The organism is Rhizorhabdus wittichii (assembly GCF_017607425.1).
Classification (GTDB): domain Bacteria; phylum Pseudomonadota; class Alphaproteobacteria; order Sphingomonadales; family Sphingomonadaceae; genus Rhizorhabdus; species Rhizorhabdus wittichii.
Genome location: NZ_CP059319.1, coordinates 5,582,432 through 5,600,261 on the forward strand (window position 1 = coordinate 5,582,432; position 17,830 = coordinate 5,600,261).

Below are 17,830 nucleotides of genomic sequence, written 5' to 3' on the forward strand. Positions count from 1 at the left end.
AACCGACAGAATGGATTCTGTGCCGACGATTGTTGCCCGGTATATCGACGCCTACAACAGGATGAATGTTCAGGCGATGCTCGACTGCCTGTCGGTCGACGTTCGGTTTATCAACAGATCGAACGGAGAGACGACGAACGAAACGCACGGGATCGAGGCATTCCGCGCGCTGGCGGAACAGGGCGTCCAGTTGTTTGCTGAAAGAGAACAGACGATCCTCGACTGTATCGCGATAGACGACCGTGCAGCCGTGCGCATCGGCTATCGCGCCAAGGTCAAGACCGACCTGCCCAATGGCTGGAAGGCCGGGCAGGAGATCGAGATGACGGGCACCTCGTTTTTCATGATCTCCGAGGGAAAGATCAGCGAGGTGATTGATGCAAGCTGAGGTTTTCATTGGCTCATCTCCCGCGACCACGAAATTGCATTGACGTAGATGCCAAGGGGATTGGCGCGCAGTCGCTCGGCATCGCGCGGGGTCTGGATCACGATGGTCAGGATGGCGGTCCATCGTTCGGTCGTGGAGAGCTGGCTGTTCTCGTAGTGCCGCTCCACCCACGACACGCGGAAGGAATCCGGCGATGCCCGGATGACCGATGACACTTCGATGGCGACCTGTTGGCGGCCAACCTTGGTGAAGGGGTCATTGGCGCGGGCGTAGTCGTTCAATGCCGCCGCGCCGCGATCCGTGGTCCACTCATAGGCGCGAAGCCAGTTCTGGCGGACAATGATCGCGTCGGCCGGGATCGCGCGCACCTGCTCGATGAATCGGCCGAGATGGAAAGCAATCTGCGGATCGGTCGGGCGATAGTCGGCATTGGCGGGCGCGACGGTCTGCGCCTGACCGAGATCATCGACTTGCACTACCCACGGCACCACGGTCCCGCGTGCGGACTGCCACACCAGCGCCGAGGCGAAGCCGGCCGAAAGGATCAGCGAACCGAACGCCATAATGCGCCAGTTTTTCGCCTGCACGCGGGCCGAGCCGATACGCTCGTCCCATGCCTGCGCCGCCTTCTGATAGGGCGTCTCGGGTTCGGGCGATTTGCCGTAATGGGTGGCTGGTCGTTTGAAGATGCTCATGAGCGGTCACTTTCGGAAAGGTTGATGGAGGAACCGGAACCGTGGCCGTCGCCGGAACGGACGGCATGGGCGGTCATGGTGGTGCCGTGGTTGAGGGCCTGCGAGCGGCGCATCTGCTGCGCCCATGCGGGCGGGCTGCCGTCCGGGCCGGACGCTGCTGCGGCGGGATTGGCGTTCGTGCCGCCGACCGTGCCCATGGTCGAGCTGCCGCCCGACGCGCCGAAACCGGCTTTCGCACCAGCGGAGAAGCTGGATTTGACGGATTCGCTGGCGCGCGCGGCGGCGCGTTTGAGGGGCGAGATGGCCGCCGATCCTGCGGCGCGCGCGACGCCGCCGAGGCCGGAGGCGACACCGGCCGCACCGGACTGGCCGAGCGAGCCGACGCTATAGGCAGCGGTCGCTGCGCCCGCGGTGGCAGCGCCGCCCCGAACGGCCGCGGCCCCACCGGACAGGGCAGCAGCACCGCCCTTGGCGGCGAGCATGGTCGCGCCGCCAGCGGCGACGGCCGCACCCCCAACCGCAAGGCCGGTTCCCACGGCCGCGCCTGCGCCAAGCTGCGGGCCGCCCGAAACGATGCCGTTGGCGATGCCGGGGCCGAAGATACCGAGGCCGAGCAGCGACAGCGCGGCGAGCACAATCGCCATGGCGTCGTCGATGGTCGGGGTTGCCCCGCCGAAACCGGCGGTGAATTGGCTGAACAAGGTGCTACCGATGCCGATGATGACGGCGAGGACCAAGACCTTGATGCCGGAGGACACCACGTTGCCCAACACCTTCTCGGCCATGAAGGCGGTCTTGCCGAACAGGCCGAAAGGGATCAGCACGAAGCCGGCGAGCGTGGTCAGCTTGAACTCGATCAGGGTCACGAAAAGCTGGATGGCGAGGATGAAGAAGGCGAGCACGACCAGCGCCCACGCGAACAACAGGCACGCGATCTGGATGAAGTTCTCGAAGAAGGCGATCCAGCCCATCAGGTCGGAAATAGAGTCGAGCAGCGGGCGGCCGGCGTCGAGGCCGGTCTGCGCGACACGGCCCGGCCGCATCAGATCGGTGACGGAAAAGCCGGTGCCCGATGCCATGAGGCCGAGACCGGCGAAGCTCTCGAAGACGATGCGGGCGAGGTTGTTCCAGTTGGAGATGATGTAGGCGAAGACGCCCACGAACAGGGTCTTCTTGACCAGCCGCGCGATAATGTCGTCATCCGCGCCCCATGCCCAAAAGAGCGCGGCGAGCGTCACGTCGATGACGATCAGCGTCGTAGCGATGAACGCCACCTCGCCGCCGAGCAGGCCGAAACCGCTGTCGATGTATGAGGTGAAGACCCCGAGGAAGTTGTCGATGACGCCCGTGTTGCCCATGGTCAGCGCGCCTCGCTGCGATCAAGGCCGAGGAAGCGGTCGCGGGATTCGGCCCATGCGGCGAGGCAGCCGGCATCGCTGGCGGCAGCCTCGCCGAGCTGCTGGCAGCGGCGCAGAGTTTCGCGCAAGGGATCGGCCGGGGGCTGGAAGGCCGGCGCTGGGGGTGGCGCGGAAGGTTCGTCCTTCCGCGCCATGTCGATTGCGGTCACTGTCAAGGCAATCGCAACGAACACCACGGCCCCGAGCCGGGCCAGCATCTTGCCGTCCATGGCGAGCCTCCCGGTCAGTTGTTGCCGTTGTTGAACATCTGCGCGTTGCCCGGCTGGTATCCGCTGCCCGGCGTGAGGAAGCGGCGACGCTGCTCGCGGCCCTGTTCGGCAGCGGTCGCGCGCTCGGCCTCGGTCAGCGCATCAGCCCGCCCGTTCGCCGAGATGAGCGCGATCAGGTCGGAAAGCTGCTGCGACTGGAGGGCAAGGAGCTGGTTGCCGGCCTGCGTGGCTTGCAGCGCGCCGGTCGCGCCTTGGCTCTGGCCGACAAGCGCGGCCATCTCGGCGCGATTGCTGTCGATATTGCCGACGACGCCAGCCTGCACGCGCATGGCGTCCTGCAAACCGCCAACCGTATTTTCCCAACGGCCGCGCGCGTCGGCGACAAGCTGGGCGTCGGTCGCCGAAAGCGAGACATTGCCGTATTGGCTCTGGAACGCTTGGTCGATCTGGCCGACCTCGAACGCGAGATTTTGGGCCTGCCCGAGAAGCTGCTGCGTGCGCTGGACGTTCTGCTGGAGCTGCTGGAGCGAGCTATGCGGCAGGCTCGCAAGGTTGCGGGCCTGATTGATGAGCATCCGCGCCTCGTTCTGGAGGCTGGTGATCTGGTTATTGATCTGCTCCAGCGTCCGGGCGGCCGTGAGGACGTTCTGCGCATAGTTGGACGGGTCATAAACGATGCGGCCGAAAAACTGTGCGTAGGCCGGGCTTGCCAGCACGGGCGAAAGCGCGATGGGCAAGGCCAGCGCCAGCGCCAGCGCGAGGGCCGAGGCCCCGACGATCTTGGGATAGGTCATGGAAGAATCTCCTGTGTGGGGTGGGTATCGAGCCGGGCCGGCGCGGCGGATTCCGGCCGGTCGGCAAGATTGGTGAGGTTCGGGATCAGGCCGGCCGCCCACTCGACGCCGCGCTCGCGCAGCCATGCGGAGAGGAAGCCGTCGCGGCCGGCCTCAGTGACGATCTGCGCAATGAGCGTCTGGTCGGACTTGGATGATGCGGCGCAGAGCGCGAGGCCGACTTCGGACAGGCCAAGCTCGAACAGGCGATTGCCCCTGCGGCTTTGGCAGTAATAATCCCGCTTGGGCGTTGCCCTTGCGAGGATTTCGATCTGTCGGTCATTGAGGCCGAAGCGGCGATAGATGGCCGTAATCTGCGGCTCGATGGCCCGCTCGTTCGGCAGCAAGAGCCGCGTCGGGCAGCTCTCGATGATGGCCGGCGCGATGTTGCTGTCGTCAATGTCGGACAGGCTTTGCGTGGCGAAGATGACGCTGGCGTTCTTCTTGCGTAGCGTTTTCAACCATTCGCGGAGCTGGCCGGCGAAACCCTCGTCGTCCAGCGCGAGCCAGCCTTCATCGATGATGAGAAGCGTCGGCCGCCCGTCGAGCCGGTCGCCGATCCGATGGAACAGGTAGGCGAGCACGGCCGGAGCCGCGCCGGTCCCGACCAGCCCCTCGATCTCGAACGCCTGCACGTCCGCCGATCCCAAATGCTCTGTCTCGGCGTCGAGTAACCGGCCATAGGCCCCACCGACGCAGAACGGCCGGAGCGCCTGTTTCAGATCGTTGGATTGCAGCAGCACGGCAAGGCCGGTGATGGTGCGTTCCTCGACGGGGGCCGAGGCCAGCGAAGTCAGCGCCGTCCAAAGATACTCTTTGACCTCGGGCGTGATGGTTAGCCCCTCGCGCATGAGGATGGCGGCGATCCAGTCCGCCGCCCATGCGCGTTCATAGGTATCGTGGATGCGGGCAAGCGGCTGGAGCGAGACGGACGCCTCGGCCCCTTCTGTCAGCCCGCCGCCGAGGTCATGCCAGTCGCCGCCCATGGCGAGCGCGGCGGCGCGGATGCTGCCGCCGAAGTCGAAGGCGAAAACCTGCGATCCTGCGTAGCGGCGGAACTGCAAGGCCATGAGGGCGAGCAACACGGATTTGCCCGCGCCGGTCGGGCCGACGACAAGGGTGTGGCCTACGTCGCCGACATGGAGACTTAGCCGGAACGGGGTTGAGCCTTCGGTCTTTCCAAAGAGCAAAGGGGGTGCACCGAAATGCTCGTCCCGTTCCGGCCCCGCCCACACCGCTGAAAGCGGGATCATGTGGGCGAGATTCAAAGTGCTGATGGGCGGCTGACGGACATTCGCGTAGGCGTGTCCGGGCAGGCTGCCGAGCCATGCGTCAACGGCGTTGACCGTTTCGGGCATGGCGGTGAAGTCACGGCCCTGAACGATCTTCTCAACCAGGCGCAGCTTCTCTTGCGCCACGCGCGGGTCGGCATCCCATACGGTGACGGTCGCCGTGACGTAGGCCATGCCCGCCACGTCCGCCCCAAGCTCCTGCAACGCCATGTCGGCGTCGAGCGCCTTGTTGGCGGCGTCGGTGTCCACAAGGGCGGACGCCTCGTTGGTCATCACCTCTTTCAGAATCGCGGCGACGCTCTTGCGCTTGGCGAACCACTGGCGACGGATGCGGGTCAGCAGCCGGGTCGCATCGGTCTTGTCGAGCAGGATCGCGCGCGTGCTCCACCTGTAGGGGAACGGCAGCCGGTTCATGTCGTCGAGCAGGCCCGGCGTCGTCGCCGTCGGGAATCCCACGATGGTCAGGACACGCAGATGCGCGTCGCCAAGGCGCGGCTCCAGCCCGCCAGTCAACGGCTGGTCGGCGAGCAGCGCGTCGAGGTGCATGGGCACCTCGGGCACGCGCACGCGATGGCGGTTGGTCGAGATGGTGGAATGGAGATAGGTCAGCGTCGCGCCGTCATCCATCCAACGGCACTCGGGCATGAAGCCGTCGAGCAGCGCCAGCACGCGGTCGGTGCGGTCGATGAAGCCGCGCAGCAGTTCCCACGGGTCCACGCCCGCTTTCTCGCGGCCCTCATAGAGCCATGCCTCAGTGCGGGCCGCTTCCTCGGCCGGGGGCAGCCAGAGGAAGGTGAGGAAGTAGCCTGACACGAAATGCGCGTCCGCTTCCTCGAACCCGGCCCTGCGTTCCGCATCGACTAGCGCTGACGCGGGATCGGGAAACATGCTGTCGGGATAGGTCGCCGCCTCGCTGCGCTGCGCCTCGACGAAGATGCTCCAGCCGGAGCCGAGACGGCGCACGGCGTTGTTGATGCGGCCGGCGACGGCGACCAGTTCGGCCGCGACGGCGGAATCCAGATCGGGACCGCGAAATTTCGCGGTGCGCTGGAAACTCCCGTCCTTATTCAAGACGACGCCGGAGCCGACCAGCGCGGCCCATGGCAGATAGTCGGCAAGCCGGGTGGCGGTGCGGCGGTATTCGGCAAGATTCATCATGGTCGCGCCCTCACACCGCCAGATGGCCGGGGATGCGGAGATGCCGCCTCCCGACCTCGACGAATTGGGGATCGCGCTTCGCCGCCCATACAGCCGCGAAATGGCCGATGGCCCATATGGCGAGGCCGACTAGCCAGAGGCGCAGGCCGAGGCCCACGGCCCCGGCCAGCGTTCCGTTCATGATGGCGATGGAGCGCGGTGCGCCGCCGAGCAGGATATGCTCGGTCAGCGCACGATGGACCGGGACCGTGAAGCCCGGCACCGCGTCGAGCTGTTCGAGGCCGCCCGCCATCAAACGAGCGCCCCGCCGCCGAACGAGAAGAACGACAGGAAGAAGCTCGACGCCGCGAAGGCGATGGACAGGCCGAACACGATCTGGATCAGGCGACGGAAGCCGCCGCTGGTGTCTCCAAAGGCGAGGGTCAGGCCGGTCACGATGATGATGATGACGGCGATGATCTTGGCGACCGGCCCCTCGATGGACTGGAGGATTTGCTGCAAGGGCTGTTCCCACGGCATCGACGAACCGGACGCATGAGCGGCCGGGGCGAGCATGAGACTGATGGCAAGGGCGGATGCGGCGGTCGCCATGCGGCGATAGCCGCGCGAAAGCGTGCGGATCATGAAGATTCTCCTGTGCTGGTGGGGATTGCCAAAGGGATGGGATGCGTGATGCGATAGTCGCCGTCCGGCCCCAGCCCTTCGACGCGGGCAAGCTCGGCCAGCCGGCGCGCGGAACCGCGCCCGGAAAGGACGGCAACAAGGTCGATTGTCTCGGCGATCAGGGCGCGCGGGACGGTGACGACAGCCTCTTGGATGAGCTGTTCAAGGCGACGGAGCGCACCGATGCCGGTGCCTGCATGGATGGTGCCGATCCCGCCCGGATGGCCGGTGCCCCACGCTTTCAGAAGGTCGAGGGCTTCCGATCCGCGCACCTCGCCGATGGGGATGCGATCCGGGCGCAGGCGCAGCGAGGAACGGACCAGATCGGAAAGCGTCGCCACGCCGTCTTTCGTCCGCATGGCGACAAGGTTGGGCGCGGCGCATTGCAGTTCGCGCGTGTCCTCGATGATGACGACGCGATCCGCCGTCTTCGCCACCTCGGCGAGCAGCGCATTGGTCAGCGTGGTCTTGCCGGTGCTGGTGCCGCCCGCCACGAGGATGTTGGCGCGGGAAGAAACGGCCGCGCGTAGCGTCGCGGCCTGATCGGCGGACATGATCCCCGCCGCCACATAGTCGTCGAGGCTGAACACGGCGACGGCGGGCTTGCGGATGGCGAAGGTCGGGGCGGCGACCACGGGTGGCAGCAGGCCCTCGAATCTTTCGCCAGACTCCGGCAGCTCGGCCGAGATGCGCGGGCTGCGGGCATGAACCTCCGCGCCGACATGATGCGCGACCAGCCGAACGATGCGTTCGCCATCGGCGGCGGACAGGCGCTCGCCCGTATCGGAAAGCCCTTCGGACAGGCGGTCGATCCACAACCGCCCGTCCGGGTTCAACATCACCTCGACCACGGCCGGGTCTTCGAGCAGCCGGGCAATGGCGGGGCCGAGCGCGGTGCGCAACATGCGTGCGCCGCGCGCAATGGCTTCCGGTCTTTGGTGGTTGGTGGTCATGTCGGCCCCGGCTTCTTGCGGGGACGCGACAGGCCATCCCCGGATCGGGGTCGATTAAGAGAGGCCGAAATCTGGCCGGTTCAACAAGTATCTAGCTGCGTGCGGTGATCGGCGGCGAACGGCGGTAAATCGGATGGGTCCGAATACTTATTCTTGATCGCCGTTGCTCTCGGACTCGTCCGGCAACGGATCGTCGGGAAGTGAGTCGAGGTCACGCGACAGCTCTTTGAGGAACCTGTCGCCCGTCGCCAGACGCCGTCCGAGATTCTGCATGAAGCCCTCAAAGCGCTCCGCGCCTTTGGCGCGGGCAGCGGATTGTGCGGCTCCCGCAAGCGGCGGCGTGAGGGTCATCCAGAAATGGATGAACTGCGCGACCGCCTCGCCAAGGACGGCGAGATCTAGGTCGAGCGTGTCGATCTGGCGGCCGAGCTTGTCCAAGCGGCGCGACATGGCGGCTTCAAGCTGGTCGGCGGAATCGCCGGACAGGTAGGACATGACCGCCGCCTCAACGATGGCGGATTTCGAGACATTGCGGCGCAGCGCCACCGAGCGGCGCAGCGCCATCGCCTCGATCTGTGGAATGAGCGCGGGGTCGAAATAGAGATTCAGGCGGGTTCTGGTTGCCATGGGCGTATCCTCAAAGGTCGATTCCATCATCGGGGTTCATCGCCACCTGCCGCGCCACCATCCTCATGCGCTGGCGCATGGCGCGGGCCTTGGCCGCGTCAACGTCCGGCTCGTCGTCCAGAAACTCGAACTCCTGTTTGGGCGACGGCGGCGGGGCGACGACTTCCTCATGCTCGGGCAATTCCGGCTCGCGGCGGATGCCGGCATTGGCCGGATCGCCCTCGGTCCCGTCTACCGCGTCGGTCGCGGAACCGCTTTCCGCCGCGACCACGCGGCCGGACCAATCATCGGCGGATGGGCTGGGCGCCAGCGGAGCGGCGACCAGATCGGGCGGGGTCAGGATGCGTTCCTGAAACCGTGAATCCTCGAAATAGCGGGCCTTGGTCGCGCGGATCGGCGGCGTGCCCGCGACCATGACTATTTCGTCTGTCGGCGGTAGCTGCATGATTTCGCCGGGCGTAAGCAGCGGTCGCGCCGTCTCCTGCCGCGACACCATGAGATGCCCGAGCCACGGGGCTAGTCTGTGACCGGCATAGTTGGTGGAATCCCGCAACTCGGTCGCGGTGCCGAGCGCGTCCGACACGCGCTTGGCGGTGCGCTCGTCGTTGGTGGCAAAGCTGACGCGCACGTGGCAATTGTCGAGAATGGCGTTGTTCGGCCCATAGGCGCGTTCGATTTGATTGAGGCTCTGCGCAATCAGAAAGCCTTTGATGCCGTAACCCGCCATGAAGGCGAGCGCCGATTCAAAGAAGTCGAGCCGGCCAAGCGCCGGAAACTCGTCCAGCATCAACAGCAACCGATGCCGCTTGCCGGAGGTCGTCAATTCCTCCGTCAACCGCCTGCCGATCTGGTTGAGGATCAGGCGGATAAGCGGCTTGGTGCGGTTTATGTCGGATGGCGGCACGACAAGGTATAGCGTGACGGCCTGGCGGCTGCCGACCAGATCGGCAATGCGCCAGTCGCATCGTGCCGTCACCCGCGCCACCACGGGGTCGCGGTAGAGGCCGAGAAAGGACATGGCGGTGCTCAATACGCCCGACCTTTCATTCTCACTCTTGTTCAACAGCTCGCGGGCCGACGACGCGATGACGGGATGAACGCCCGCCTCGCCGAGATGCTGCGTATCCATCATGGCGCGCAAGGTTGCCTCGACCGGGCGGCGGGGATCGGACAGGAAGTTGGCGACGCCCGCCAGCGTCTTGTCCTTCTCCGCATAGAGAACATGCAGGATCGCGCCGACAAGCAGGCTATGGCTGGTCTTTTCCCAATGGTTGCGCTTGTCGAGACTGCCTTCGGGATCGACCAGAATATCCGCGATGTTCTGCACGTCGCGGACTTCCCATTCCCCCTGCCGCACTTCGAGCAGCGGATTGTAGGCGGACGATCTGGCGTTCGTGGGATCGAACAGCAGGACGCGGCCATGCTGGGCGCGAAAGCCGGCCGTCAGAGTCCAGTTCTCGCCCTTGATGTCGTGGACAATGCAGCTTCCCGGCCATGTCAGCAGCGTCGGTACCACCAGCCCGACACCTTTGCCGCTGCGAGTCGGGGCGAAGCACAACACATGCTCCGGCCCGTCATGGCGCAGATAGTGCCGGTCGTATCTGCCGAGCACCACGCCATCGGGGCCGAGCAGACCGGCGGCGCGGATTTCGCGATCCTCCGCCCATCGCGCCGAACCATAGGTGGCGACGTTGCGCGCCTCCCGTGCCCGGATGATCGACATGAGGATGGCGGCGGCGATGGCGATGAAACCGCCGGACGCCGCGATGATGGCACCTTCGACGAAGATTGCGGGCGCATAGGCGTCAAACGAAAACCACCACCAGAAGAAGGCCGGCGGATAATAGACCGGCCAGCCCGCCAGCTCGAACCACGGATTGCCAAGCTGGAGCTGGAAGCGGAGGCGGAACGCCGTCCATTGCGTCGCTGCCCACACCATCACCAGAACGATGGTGAAGACGACAGCGATTTGACCCCAAAGGATTCGGCCTCCGCGCAATGCAGGCTCCAGTCGGCAAAAGAAACGGAGCCGATCAGAGAGTAGGCAAAACCGGACAGGCAACAGGAAAGGGGGTGCGGGAGGGCTACCGGATACTATCGGCGGCAAATAGGACGGGTTGCGTTCACCGCCATCCGGCCGGGTGATCGCCGCTGCGCAACTGGCCGGGCGAATCGCCGCAACGCCTCATATTGTTTGCAAGGTTGAGCAGGTTTTTCAGGGTGGCGCTGCGATTGAACGGCGACCAGACGGCGGTGAACGCAACCGGCTCTGGCTCATCGGCGAAAGGCAGGAAGACGATGCCGGACGTGGGCAGCAGCGCCGTAGCTGCTCCGACGATGGTGATGCCGAAGCCCTGTCCGACCATGGACAGCAGCGCGCCACGCCCCACGTCGAAGCGCAGGATTGACGGCGCGGGCCAGCGCCCGGCATGGCGCAGCACGATATGGCTATGAACCTGCGGACCTGTGCCGCCATGCCGGACAAGAAACGTCTCGCCTGCCAGATCGGCCCATGTGACGGCCGACTGCCCGGCGAGTGGATGCCCATCCGGCAGCACGGCAACCAACTGTTCGGTCCAGATCGGGTGGGTGTGGCAGTCTGGCAGCTCGGGCGTGCCCGCGACAAACACCACGTCCAGCCGGTCGGCGCGAAGCTGCATCACCGCTTCGCGAGCTGTCCCTTCCGTCATCTCGACTTCAACGCCGGGATGGTCCTCGCGGTATTGGCCGATCAGCTTTGCGAGGAAGCTGTGCGGGATCAGGGCATGGATACCGATACGAAGCCGGCCGCTTTCTCCCGCTGCCGCCATGCCGGCGGTCTTCACTGCATGGTCCAGTTGATCGACGCCGGCCGCTATCCGCTCGACGAAGTGGTGTCCGGCCTCGGTCAGTCGGACGCCGCGCGCGTGACGCTCGAACAGAAGGATACCAAGGTCTTCTTCCAGCGCCTTCACGCGGGCGCTGACGCTGGATTGCGCCACGCCGAGCGCATTGGCGGCGTGGCGGAAGTTCAGATATTCGGCGACGGCGAGTGTCTGGATCAGCGATGCGAGGGGGATACGCGATCCGAGCGTGGTCGGCATACCCCATGGGCAACCATCCATCGGTGCTGATCGCCGCCGCATCGCTCAAATGCCACTACAGTGCTTTGTTCCACGCCGTAGCAGACGCAGGTGCTTGGCTCCCTTAGAATGACGCATTGGATTACCCCTCCTACTATGTTGCCTACTGCGCATAAGTGACTTGCATGATGGAAGTTACACCATTATGGATGTGTCATGCAACGAACAAGCTTTCTGTCATTCGAGTGTCCCGCAGCCCGAGCGCTGGAAAGCGTCGGTGACTGGTGGAGCATCCTGATCCTGCGAGACGCCTTCCAAGGGCTTAGCAAATTCGATGAATTCGAGAAGAATCTCGGTATTTCCGCGAACATTTTGGCGAGGCGATTGAAGCATCTCACGGCGGAAGGACTGTTTGAAAGGCAACGATACAATGATCATCCGCCTCGATTTGAATACGTCCTTACCGACAAGGGGCGAGATTTCTATCCGGTAGCAATCGCCCTGTTCGCATGGGGGAACCGGAACCTTGCGCCCAATGAAATAGCCATGCGCCTTGGTGACAAGAAAACCGGACAGGAGAGGACCGCCGTTATCATCGACGCGAATACAGGAGAAGCAATCACTCCCGAAAACACCGTTCTTCTGGCAGGCCCCGCCGCAACAGAGGAAACGATGCGCGTCATAAATCGCATGAAGCGAATAAGCTCAGAAAAAGAAACGGAATAATCCAATGCGCCGAATTGTTGTAACCGGCATGGGTTTAGTTGGCCCCCTTGGTTCTGGCACTGAAATAAGCTGGAAAAGACTCCTCGACGGGAAATCGGGAATCAGGAATTTGCCTGATGAAATCTCCAATGATCTACCGGTGAAAATCGGGGGAATCGTTCCCAGCCTGATTGAAGATTCCGAAGCCGGTTTTGATCCAGATTTAATCGTTGACACAAAGGATCAACGAAAAATGGATCGCTTCATTCTGTTTGCACTTGCGGCCGCGAAGGAGGCTCTTGAAACGGCAGGATGGCATCCCACGAGCGACTACGAACGTGAGCGCACGGCGACAATTATCGCCTCTGGTATAGGCGGGTTTCCTGCTATCGCTTCGGCAGTTCGCATAACGGATACACGGGGAGCACGGAGGCTCTCACCGTTTACCGTGCCGTCGTTTCTTGCCAACCTTGCAGCAGGACACGTTACCATCAGGCATGGATTTACAGGCCCAATTGGCACGCCTGTAACCGCCTGCGCTGCGAGCGTTCAGGCCATCGGAGACGCCGCGCGGCTGATACGCTCCAACGAAGCCGATATCGCTCTGTGCGGTGGAGCAGAAGCGTGCATTGACAAGGTTAGTCTCGGGGCATTTGCTGCCGCGCGAGCACTATCTACCGGCTACAATACTACACCTGAAATGGCGTCAAGGCCGTTCGACACCGAGCGCGATGGTTTCGTAATGTCCGAAGGGGCGGGTCTGATCGTCATAGAAGAATTGGAACATGCCCTTGCTCGGGGAGCCAAACCCATAGCCGAATTGGTAGGATACGGCACAAGCGCTGATGCACACCATGTGACTGCCGGTCCAGAGGACGGTCGAGGCGCGGCCCGTGCAATGAAAATCGCGCTACAAAGTGCCGGTTTGAAGCCCAACGATGTTCAACATCTGAACGCTCATTCAACCTCCACCCCCGTAGGGGATCGAGGAGAAATAGCCGCGATAAAATCCGTTTTTGGCGATCATGATGTAGCTGTAAGCGCCACGAAGTCAGCGACGGGGCACTTACTCGGTGCCGCTGGCGGCATTGAGGCGATCTTCACGATACTCGCCTTACGGGATCAAATCGCTCCCCCAACGAGAAATTTGGAGAGCCCCGATCCTATTGCCGTAGGTATCGATCTGGTTCGCCAATCTGCACGGCCTGTTCTCATGGAACATGCCATTTCCAACGGATTCGGCTTTGGCGGCGTTAATGCAAGTGTCGCTTTCCGGCGATGGCAATAACAGTCCCGGACGGTGCTTCCGCGACCACTTCGGCTCACGCCCTCGCTATCCGTGGCAGTACTGAATTCGTGCAGACCTGCCGGCCCATGTCGTTGGCGAGACTGAGCAGGTTACGAAGCGCCGCGCTGCGGTTGGACGGCGACCAGACAGCCGAGAAGGCGACCGGCTCCGGCTCGTCGGCGAAGGGCAAGAAGACAATGCCGGTTGACGGCAACAGCGCCGTGGCCGCGCCGACGATGGTGATGCCGAAGCCCTGTCCGACCAAGGACAAAAGGGTGCCACGCCCCACGTCGAAGCGCAGGATCGACGGCGCAGGCCAGCGCTCGGCATGGCGTAGCATGATATGGCTATGAACCTGCGGTCCAGTGCCGCCATGCCGGACAAGGAACGTCTCGCCTGCCAGATCGGGCCATGTGACGGCTGACCGCTTGGCGAGCGGATGCCGTTCCGGTAGCACCGCCAAGAGCGGTTCGGTCCATGTGCGACGGGAATGGCAGTCGGGTGGTTGGGGCGTGCCCGCGACGAACGCCACGTCCAACCTGCCGGCGCGAAGCTGCACCACCGCTTCACGGGCCGGGCCTTCGGCGATCTCGACTTCAACATCGGGGTGATCCTTGCGGTATTGGCCGATCAGCTTTGCGAGGAAGCTATGCGGAATCAGGGCATGGATACCGATACGAAGCCGGCCGCTTTCTCCGGCTGCCGCCATGCCGGCGGTTTTCACCGCATGGTCGAGTTGGTCAATACCTACGGCTATCCGCTCGACGAAATGGCGTCCGGCCTCGGTCAGCCGAACGCCGCGTGCATGACGCTCGAACAAGAGGATGCCGAGGTCTTCTTCCAGTGCCTTCACGCGGGCGCTGACGCTGGACTGTGCAACGCCGAGCGCATTGGCGGCGTGACGGAAGTTGAGATATTCGGCGACAGCGAGAGTGTGTACTAAGGTCATCATCGGCACTCGCCCCGAGAGGAGATGATGGCTCAACGGATTTAATCCGTCATTCCTCGTAAGTCTACGCATACCAATTCGCCATGACTCAATCACAATGAAGTTGCGAAAGGTCTGCGTAGTATTGGCAGACATATTAAATAGAGAATCGCGCCGACAATCCAAACCCAACCGTTCCATGCTCCTATGGTGGCAGAATAGAGTGCCGTGAAGCCAAGCGGTCCCGCGATAGAGCTTAGATTGGTGAGGCTTGTAAGCGTTCCCTGTAAAGCTCCTTGCTTGTTACTGCTGACATTGTTTGAGAGCATTGCCTGCAAGGCCGGCATGCCAACACCTCCGGCGGCAAGCAGCAACAAAATCGGGAACACCATCCATCCCTGCGTGGCAAAAGCCAGAAGAATGAAGCCAGTCGCATCCGCAGCCATGCCAAACAGTAGCGTGCGCCGTTCTCCAAGCCGGCTTGAAAGAGGGCCGGTAACAAACGCCTGAAAAATCGCGTGTGTTGCTCCAAACGCCGCGAGCGACAAGCCAACGGTCGTGGTGTTCCACTGAAAACGATCCTCGCCATATATGACCCATAGGGCCGCAGGGACCTGGCCGATCAGTTGAATAATGAAGAAAACTGCGAAAAGCGCAGCTAGCCCGCGCAATGTATCATCCAGCCGGAACAGAACGAATGGTTTGATGCGAACCGGCTTTCCGGTCCCGCCATGGCTGCGATGAGTCTCCTTGAGAAAAATGCAGGCAAGCAGGAACGCGAAGCCGTTGAGAAGGGCAGCGGCGATAAACGGAGTATGGGCAGAAATACCACCGAGCATACCACCAAGTGCTGGCCCGGCAATCATGCCTGCCCCATAACAGGCCCCCATGTAGCCGAACCAGCGTGCGCGAGAACCTTCCCCCGTCGAATCCGCAATGGTTGAGGCAGCTACAGCTCCGGTTGCGCCCGTGATGCCGGAGACGAGCCGGCCGATATAGAGCACCCATAAGACCGGCGCTGATGCCATAATCGTGTAATCGACTGCGGCCCCCGCAAGGGAAGCCAGAAGCACCGGACGCCGACCGTAAGCATCTGAAAATTGTCCAAGCACGGGCGCGAAGATGACCTGCATCAACGCATAGAGTGACAGCAAAGCACCATAGTGACCAGCGACCTGCTCCGCCGGCACAAGCTCGCGCAGAAGCGTCGGAAGGACCGGCATGATGAGGCCGAGTCCCATGGCGTCGAGACTGACGATCAGCAGGGCGATGATGGCAGAGCTGCGCACCTGAAACTCCAGCGCCGCTCAATGCGAGCGACTTTATCAATGATAAGGACATGGACATAGAACTTATCGGTGATAAATTGTCAAGCGTTGGCGAAGGAACGTGAATGACCAAACTGGACAAGGGCACCGTGATCGCAGCGGCGCTGGAGCTGCTGAACGAGGTTGGCATGGACAACCTGACGACGCGAAAGCTCGCTGAACGCCTCAAAGTTCAGCAGCCTGCGCTTTACTGGCATTTCCAGAACAAGCGCGCGCTGCTTGACGCACTGGCCGAGGCAATGCTGACGGAACGCCACACCCGCTCGCTACCCGAAGAGAACGAAGACTGGCGGCTATTCCTGAAAGAGAACGCCCAGAGTTTCAGAACGGCGTTGCTCTATTATCGCGACGGGGCGCGCATCCATGCCGGCACTCGACCGACAGAACCGAATTTTGGCGCTGCCGAGACACAAATACGCTTTCTCTGCGCGGCGGGCTTTGGTCCGAAGCACGCTGTTTGGGCGCTCCGGGCGGTCAGTCACTATGTGGTCGGTTCCGTTCTCGAGCAGCAGGCATCTGATGCCGATGAGAGAGTTCCGGACAGGCCAGATGTGTCCGAGCAAGCACCGTCGTCCTTCCTGCACGATCTGTTTCACGAGTTGGAAACAGACGGCATGGATGCTGCGTTCAACTTCGGACTCGACAGCCTCATCGCTGGTTTCGAGCGGCTGCGTTCATCTACAACAGATTAGAGGCTTATGCCCCTTTGCCGCCCCAACTGCCACGACACCGATCCGCTTTGCACGATGCCGATGACCTCACGGCCGAGCTGGCGGTCGATGACCGGCCGCCACGGGACAAGGGAAATGAGCGGTATCTTGCCGGACAGGATACCGCCATTCACAAGGTTTCGATGATTATTGCGCCGCATCGGAGCGGGCTTGCTTCCAGTCGTCGGCTAGACGACTGGCGACTTCTCGGTGGCAGCATCACGGGATCGAAGGAGCGCCAGCCCCAACGACACCAGCACTGCCATTGCCGTGGCGTAACAAATCACGGGCCACGCTGTATCGCCGTTTAACAGCGTCACCGCCAATGTCCCGACGATACTGACTATCAGGCTTTGGATGCAGAAGTAGAACGCAACCGCTGATCCAGCGATGTCGTCGAACTGCGCAAGTGCGCCGTTGGCGGTAACGGACACCGTGAAGACAATGCCGACCGCGACAACCCACATCGGCAGGATGAAGCTGAAAAATGACGGCGATCCGAAAAGTTGGCCGATCCCCAACAGGATCGCGCCGGAAACGAGCAACGCCATCCCGCGCGCTACGCATCCCGCGATACCCCATTTGGCAACGAAGGACTTTGCGAAGCGGGTTGTCGTGACCATGACCAGCGCGACAGTCGCGAAGGCCAAGCTAAATCCGATCTCGGAATAGCCGGCTTGGCCTATGAGAACACGGGGGGCTGTCGAGAAGAAAACGAAGAATGTGCCCATGCCGGCACTAAATCCGACTGTGTAAACCCAAAAGGCCGGACTCGCGAAGATCGGCAAAACAGATCGTTGCGTTCTGGCCTGATCCAACGGTCGGGTTTCATGCCACCTGAAACTGGCGTTTAAGAGTGCGAGCGAAGCCAGTGCAGCCAGTGTGATGAAGATCGCCTGCCATCCCCAAAACTCGCCGATCAGCGCACCGGCTATAGGGCCGAGCGCAGGCACGAACGCCAGCATCGAACTGAAAAGGCCGTAGATGACGGCACCTTCGGGACGATTGGCATATACGTCGCGCACGGTCGCGAAGGTGGCCACCAGCATGGCCGATGCTCCAACTGCCTGAACCAGACGAAACGCAACAAAGGCTAATGCAGTTGAAGAACAAGCCGCTCCCAGAGACGCAGCAACGAAAGCCGTTGCGCCTACAAGCAGGATCGGCCGTCGCCCGACGCGATCGGAGAGTGGCCCAAAGATCACTTGGCCCACACCGAGCATCACCATGTAGAAGCTCAACGTGAGTTGGATTATGGATGGAGTCGTGTTCAGGACGCCCGGCATCGCCGGAACGACTGGAAGATAAATATCCATCGCCAGCGAAGCGAGGATGTCGAAGGGAGCCATAAGCAGCAAGGCTGCCGGCAGCGTATAGGCCCACGCGGGGCGTGTGGTGGTCATGACGAATCAACCGCTCGATTAAGGATACCGGGCAGCGTCTGCTCGTCAGCAATCAGATGGGATTGGTCTTACAGAGCGCCGCAACAACAATTCTGATGTTGCGGCTTACTTGTCTGCTGACTTGGAATTTCCCATGCTGATGGCTCCACGATTACGAAAACGAATAGCAG

General features: G+C 62.6%; 18 protein-coding genes and 1 pseudogene. 4 read left to right on the forward strand and 15 right to left on the reverse strand.

All coding sequences use genetic code 11. The annotated features are described in order from the left end of the window. Positions 1 to 10 precede the first annotated feature (10 nt). Entirely contained in the window at positions 11 to 388 is a 378-nt protein-coding gene (locus tag HRJ34_RS26645; protein WP_226948973.1) for a nuclear transport factor 2 family protein, read from the forward strand. A gap of 5 nt (positions 389 to 393) precedes the next feature. On the opposite strand, the gene trbF is transcribed toward HRJ34_RS26645, so the two are convergent. From trbF to HRJ34_RS26700, 11 genes are all read right to left on the reverse strand, one after another. Continuing rightward, positions 394 to 1,077, reverse strand: a complete 684-nt coding sequence (trbF, locus tag HRJ34_RS26650) for a conjugal transfer protein TrbF (RefSeq protein ID WP_450088466.1) — start codon at positions 1,075 to 1,077, stop codon at positions 394 to 396. Positions 1,078 to 1,079: 2 nt separating this feature from the next. After that, complete coding sequence (gene trbL, locus HRJ34_RS26655; RefSeq protein WP_208632928.1) at positions 1,080 to 2,441, reverse strand: P-type conjugative transfer protein TrbL; 1,362 nt, start codon at positions 2,439 to 2,441, stop codon at positions 1,080 to 1,082. Between the two features lie 2 nt (positions 2,442 to 2,443). Beyond that, on the reverse strand, positions 2,444 to 2,710 hold the full coding sequence (trbK-alt, locus tag HRJ34_RS26660) for a putative entry exclusion protein TrbK-alt (protein ID WP_208632929.1): 267 nt from the start codon (positions 2,708 to 2,710) through the stop codon (positions 2,444 to 2,446). A 14-nt stretch (positions 2,711 to 2,724) separates the two neighbouring features. Further along, positions 2,725 to 3,504, reverse strand: coding sequence for a P-type conjugative transfer protein TrbJ (gene trbJ / locus HRJ34_RS26665; protein WP_208632930.1), 780 nt, complete (start codon positions 3,502 to 3,504; stop codon positions 2,725 to 2,727). Beyond that, positions 3,501 to 5,993 (reverse strand): conjugal transfer protein TrbE, encoded by a 2,493-nt coding sequence (gene trbE / locus HRJ34_RS26670; protein ID WP_208632931.1) that lies wholly within the window; start codon positions 5,991 to 5,993, stop codon positions 3,501 to 3,503. The genes trbJ and trbE overlap by 4 nt, the downstream gene beginning before the upstream one ends. Before the next feature lie 10 nt (positions 5,994 to 6,003). Next, positions 6,004 to 6,285: a VirB3 family type IV secretion system protein gene (locus HRJ34_RS26675; RefSeq protein ID WP_185920631.1), complete on the reverse strand. Its 282-nt coding sequence runs from the start codon at positions 6,283 to 6,285 to the stop codon at positions 6,004 to 6,006. Beyond that, the gene (locus HRJ34_RS26680; protein ID WP_137709413.1) at positions 6,285 to 6,617 is read right to left on the reverse strand and encodes a TrbC/VirB2 family protein; all 333 of its coding nucleotides are present in this window, start codon (positions 6,615 to 6,617) and stop codon (positions 6,285 to 6,287) included. Before HRJ34_RS26680 ends, HRJ34_RS26675 begins: the two co-directional genes overlap by 1 nt. After that, on the reverse strand, positions 6,614 to 7,609 hold the full coding sequence (trbB, locus tag HRJ34_RS26685; RefSeq protein ID WP_208632932.1) for a P-type conjugative transfer ATPase TrbB: 996 nt from the start codon (positions 7,607 to 7,609) through the stop codon (positions 6,614 to 6,616). Before trbB ends, HRJ34_RS26680 begins: the two co-directional genes overlap by 4 nt. A 147-nt stretch (positions 7,610 to 7,756) precedes the next feature. Beyond that, a complete protein-coding gene (locus HRJ34_RS26690; protein ID WP_208632933.1) occupies positions 7,757 to 8,236 on the reverse strand; it encodes a CopG family transcriptional regulator in 480 nt (159 codons plus the stop codon). 10 nt (positions 8,237 to 8,246) lie between these two features. Beyond that, on the reverse strand, positions 8,247 to 10,235 hold the full coding sequence (locus HRJ34_RS26695) for a conjugal transfer protein TraG (protein ID WP_208632934.1): 1,989 nt from the start codon (positions 10,233 to 10,235) through the stop codon (positions 8,247 to 8,249). A gap of 124 nt (positions 10,236 to 10,359) precedes the next feature. Next, on the reverse strand, positions 10,360 to 11,319 hold the full coding sequence (locus tag HRJ34_RS26700) for a LysR family transcriptional regulator (protein WP_035302746.1): 960 nt from the start codon (positions 11,317 to 11,319) through the stop codon (positions 10,360 to 10,362). 195 nt (positions 11,320 to 11,514) lie between these two features. Between HRJ34_RS26700 and HRJ34_RS26705 the strand changes: the two genes are divergently transcribed. Both HRJ34_RS26705 and fabF read left to right on the forward strand, forming a co-directional pair. Continuing rightward, positions 11,515 to 12,024, forward strand: coding sequence for a winged helix-turn-helix transcriptional regulator (locus HRJ34_RS26705; RefSeq protein ID WP_042061242.1), 510 nt, complete (start codon positions 11,515 to 11,517; stop codon positions 12,022 to 12,024). A gap of 4 nt (positions 12,025 to 12,028) precedes the next feature. Beyond that, the gene (fabF, locus tag HRJ34_RS26710; protein WP_081650885.1) at positions 12,029 to 13,291 is read left to right on the forward strand and encodes a beta-ketoacyl-ACP synthase II; all 1,263 of its coding nucleotides are present in this window, start codon (positions 12,029 to 12,031) and stop codon (positions 13,289 to 13,291) included. A gap of 34 nt (positions 13,292 to 13,325) precedes the next feature. Here the strand turns inward: fabF and HRJ34_RS26715 are convergent, their stop codons facing one another. Together HRJ34_RS26715 and tet(G) are read right to left on the reverse strand one after the other, a co-directional pair. Next, positions 13,326 to 14,243 (reverse strand): LysR family transcriptional regulator, encoded by a 918-nt coding sequence (locus HRJ34_RS26715; RefSeq protein ID WP_226949218.1) that lies wholly within the window; start codon positions 14,241 to 14,243, stop codon positions 13,326 to 13,328. 89 nt (positions 14,244 to 14,332) lie between these two features. Further along, positions 14,333 to 15,508, reverse strand: coding sequence for a tetracycline efflux MFS transporter Tet(G) (gene tet(G), locus HRJ34_RS26720; RefSeq protein WP_208632936.1), 1,176 nt, complete (start codon positions 15,506 to 15,508; stop codon positions 14,333 to 14,335). Between the two features lie 104 nt (positions 15,509 to 15,612). Between tet(G) and tetR(G) the strand changes: the two genes are divergently transcribed. Then, positions 15,613 to 16,239, forward strand: coding sequence for a tetracycline resistance transcriptional repressor TetR(G) (gene tetR(G), locus HRJ34_RS26725; RefSeq protein WP_024353490.1), 627 nt, complete (start codon positions 15,613 to 15,615; stop codon positions 16,237 to 16,239). Here tetR(G) and HRJ34_RS26730 read toward each other — a convergent pair. Beyond that, positions 16,236 to 16,352 (reverse strand): annotated as a pseudogene (locus HRJ34_RS26730) (DUF3363 domain-containing protein); the annotation flags it as partial. The gene tetR(G) and the pseudogene HRJ34_RS26730 sit on opposite strands and share 4 nt — an antisense overlap. Before the next feature lie 93 nt (positions 16,353 to 16,445). After that, on the reverse strand, positions 16,446 to 17,660 hold the full coding sequence (gene floR / locus HRJ34_RS26735; RefSeq protein ID WP_033945809.1) for a chloramphenicol/florfenicol efflux MFS transporter FloR: 1,215 nt from the start codon (positions 17,658 to 17,660) through the stop codon (positions 16,446 to 16,448). Between the last annotated feature and the right edge of the window lie 170 nt (positions 17,661 to 17,830).

What these genes read in the sequence shown, in the direction of transcription:
- HRJ34_RS26645 (WP_226948973.1), top strand. Translation starts at nt 11, where the DNA reads ATGGATTCTGTGCCGACGATTGTTGCCCGGTATATCGACGCCTACAAC.
- trbL (WP_208632928.1), bottom strand. Translation starts at nt 2,441, where the DNA reads ATGGGCAACACGGGCGTCATCGACAACTTCCTCGGGGTCTTCACCTCA.
- trbK-alt (WP_208632929.1), bottom strand. Translation starts at nt 2,710, where the DNA reads ATGGACGGCAAGATGCTGGCCCGGCTCGGGGCCGTGGTGTTCGTTGCG.
- trbJ (WP_208632930.1), bottom strand. Translation starts at nt 3,504, where the DNA reads ATGACCTATCCCAAGATCGTCGGGGCCTCGGCCCTCGCGCTGGCGCTG.
- trbE (WP_208632931.1), bottom strand. Translation starts at nt 5,993, where the DNA reads ATGATGAATCTTGCCGAATACCGCCGCACCGCCACCCGGCTTGCCGAC.
- HRJ34_RS26675 (WP_185920631.1), bottom strand. Translation starts at nt 6,285, where the DNA reads ATGGCGGGCGGCCTCGAACAGCTCGACGCGGTGCCGGGCTTCACGGTC.
- HRJ34_RS26680 (WP_137709413.1), bottom strand. Translation starts at nt 6,617, where the DNA reads ATGATCCGCACGCTTTCGCGCGGCTATCGCCGCATGGCGACCGCCGCA.
- trbB (WP_208632932.1), bottom strand. Translation starts at nt 7,609, where the DNA reads ATGACCACCAACCACCAAAGACCGGAAGCCATTGCGCGCGGCGCACGC.
- HRJ34_RS26690 (WP_208632933.1), bottom strand. Translation starts at nt 8,236, where the DNA reads ATGGCAACCAGAACCCGCCTGAATCTCTATTTCGACCCCGCGCTCATT.
- HRJ34_RS26700 (WP_035302746.1), bottom strand. Translation starts at nt 11,319, where the DNA reads ATGCCGACCACGCTCGGATCGCGTATCCCCCTCGCATCGCTGATCCAG.
- HRJ34_RS26705 (WP_042061242.1), top strand. Translation starts at nt 11,515, where the DNA reads ATGCAACGAACAAGCTTTCTGTCATTCGAGTGTCCCGCAGCCCGAGCG.
- fabF (WP_081650885.1), top strand. Translation starts at nt 12,029, where the DNA reads ATGCGCCGAATTGTTGTAACCGGCATGGGTTTAGTTGGCCCCCTTGGT.
- HRJ34_RS26715 (WP_226949218.1), bottom strand. Translation starts at nt 14,243, where the DNA reads ATGATGACCTTAGTACACACTCTCGCTGTCGCCGAATATCTCAACTTC.
- floR (WP_033945809.1), bottom strand. Translation starts at nt 17,660, where the DNA reads ATGACCACCACACGCCCCGCGTGGGCCTATACGCTGCCGGCAGCCTTG.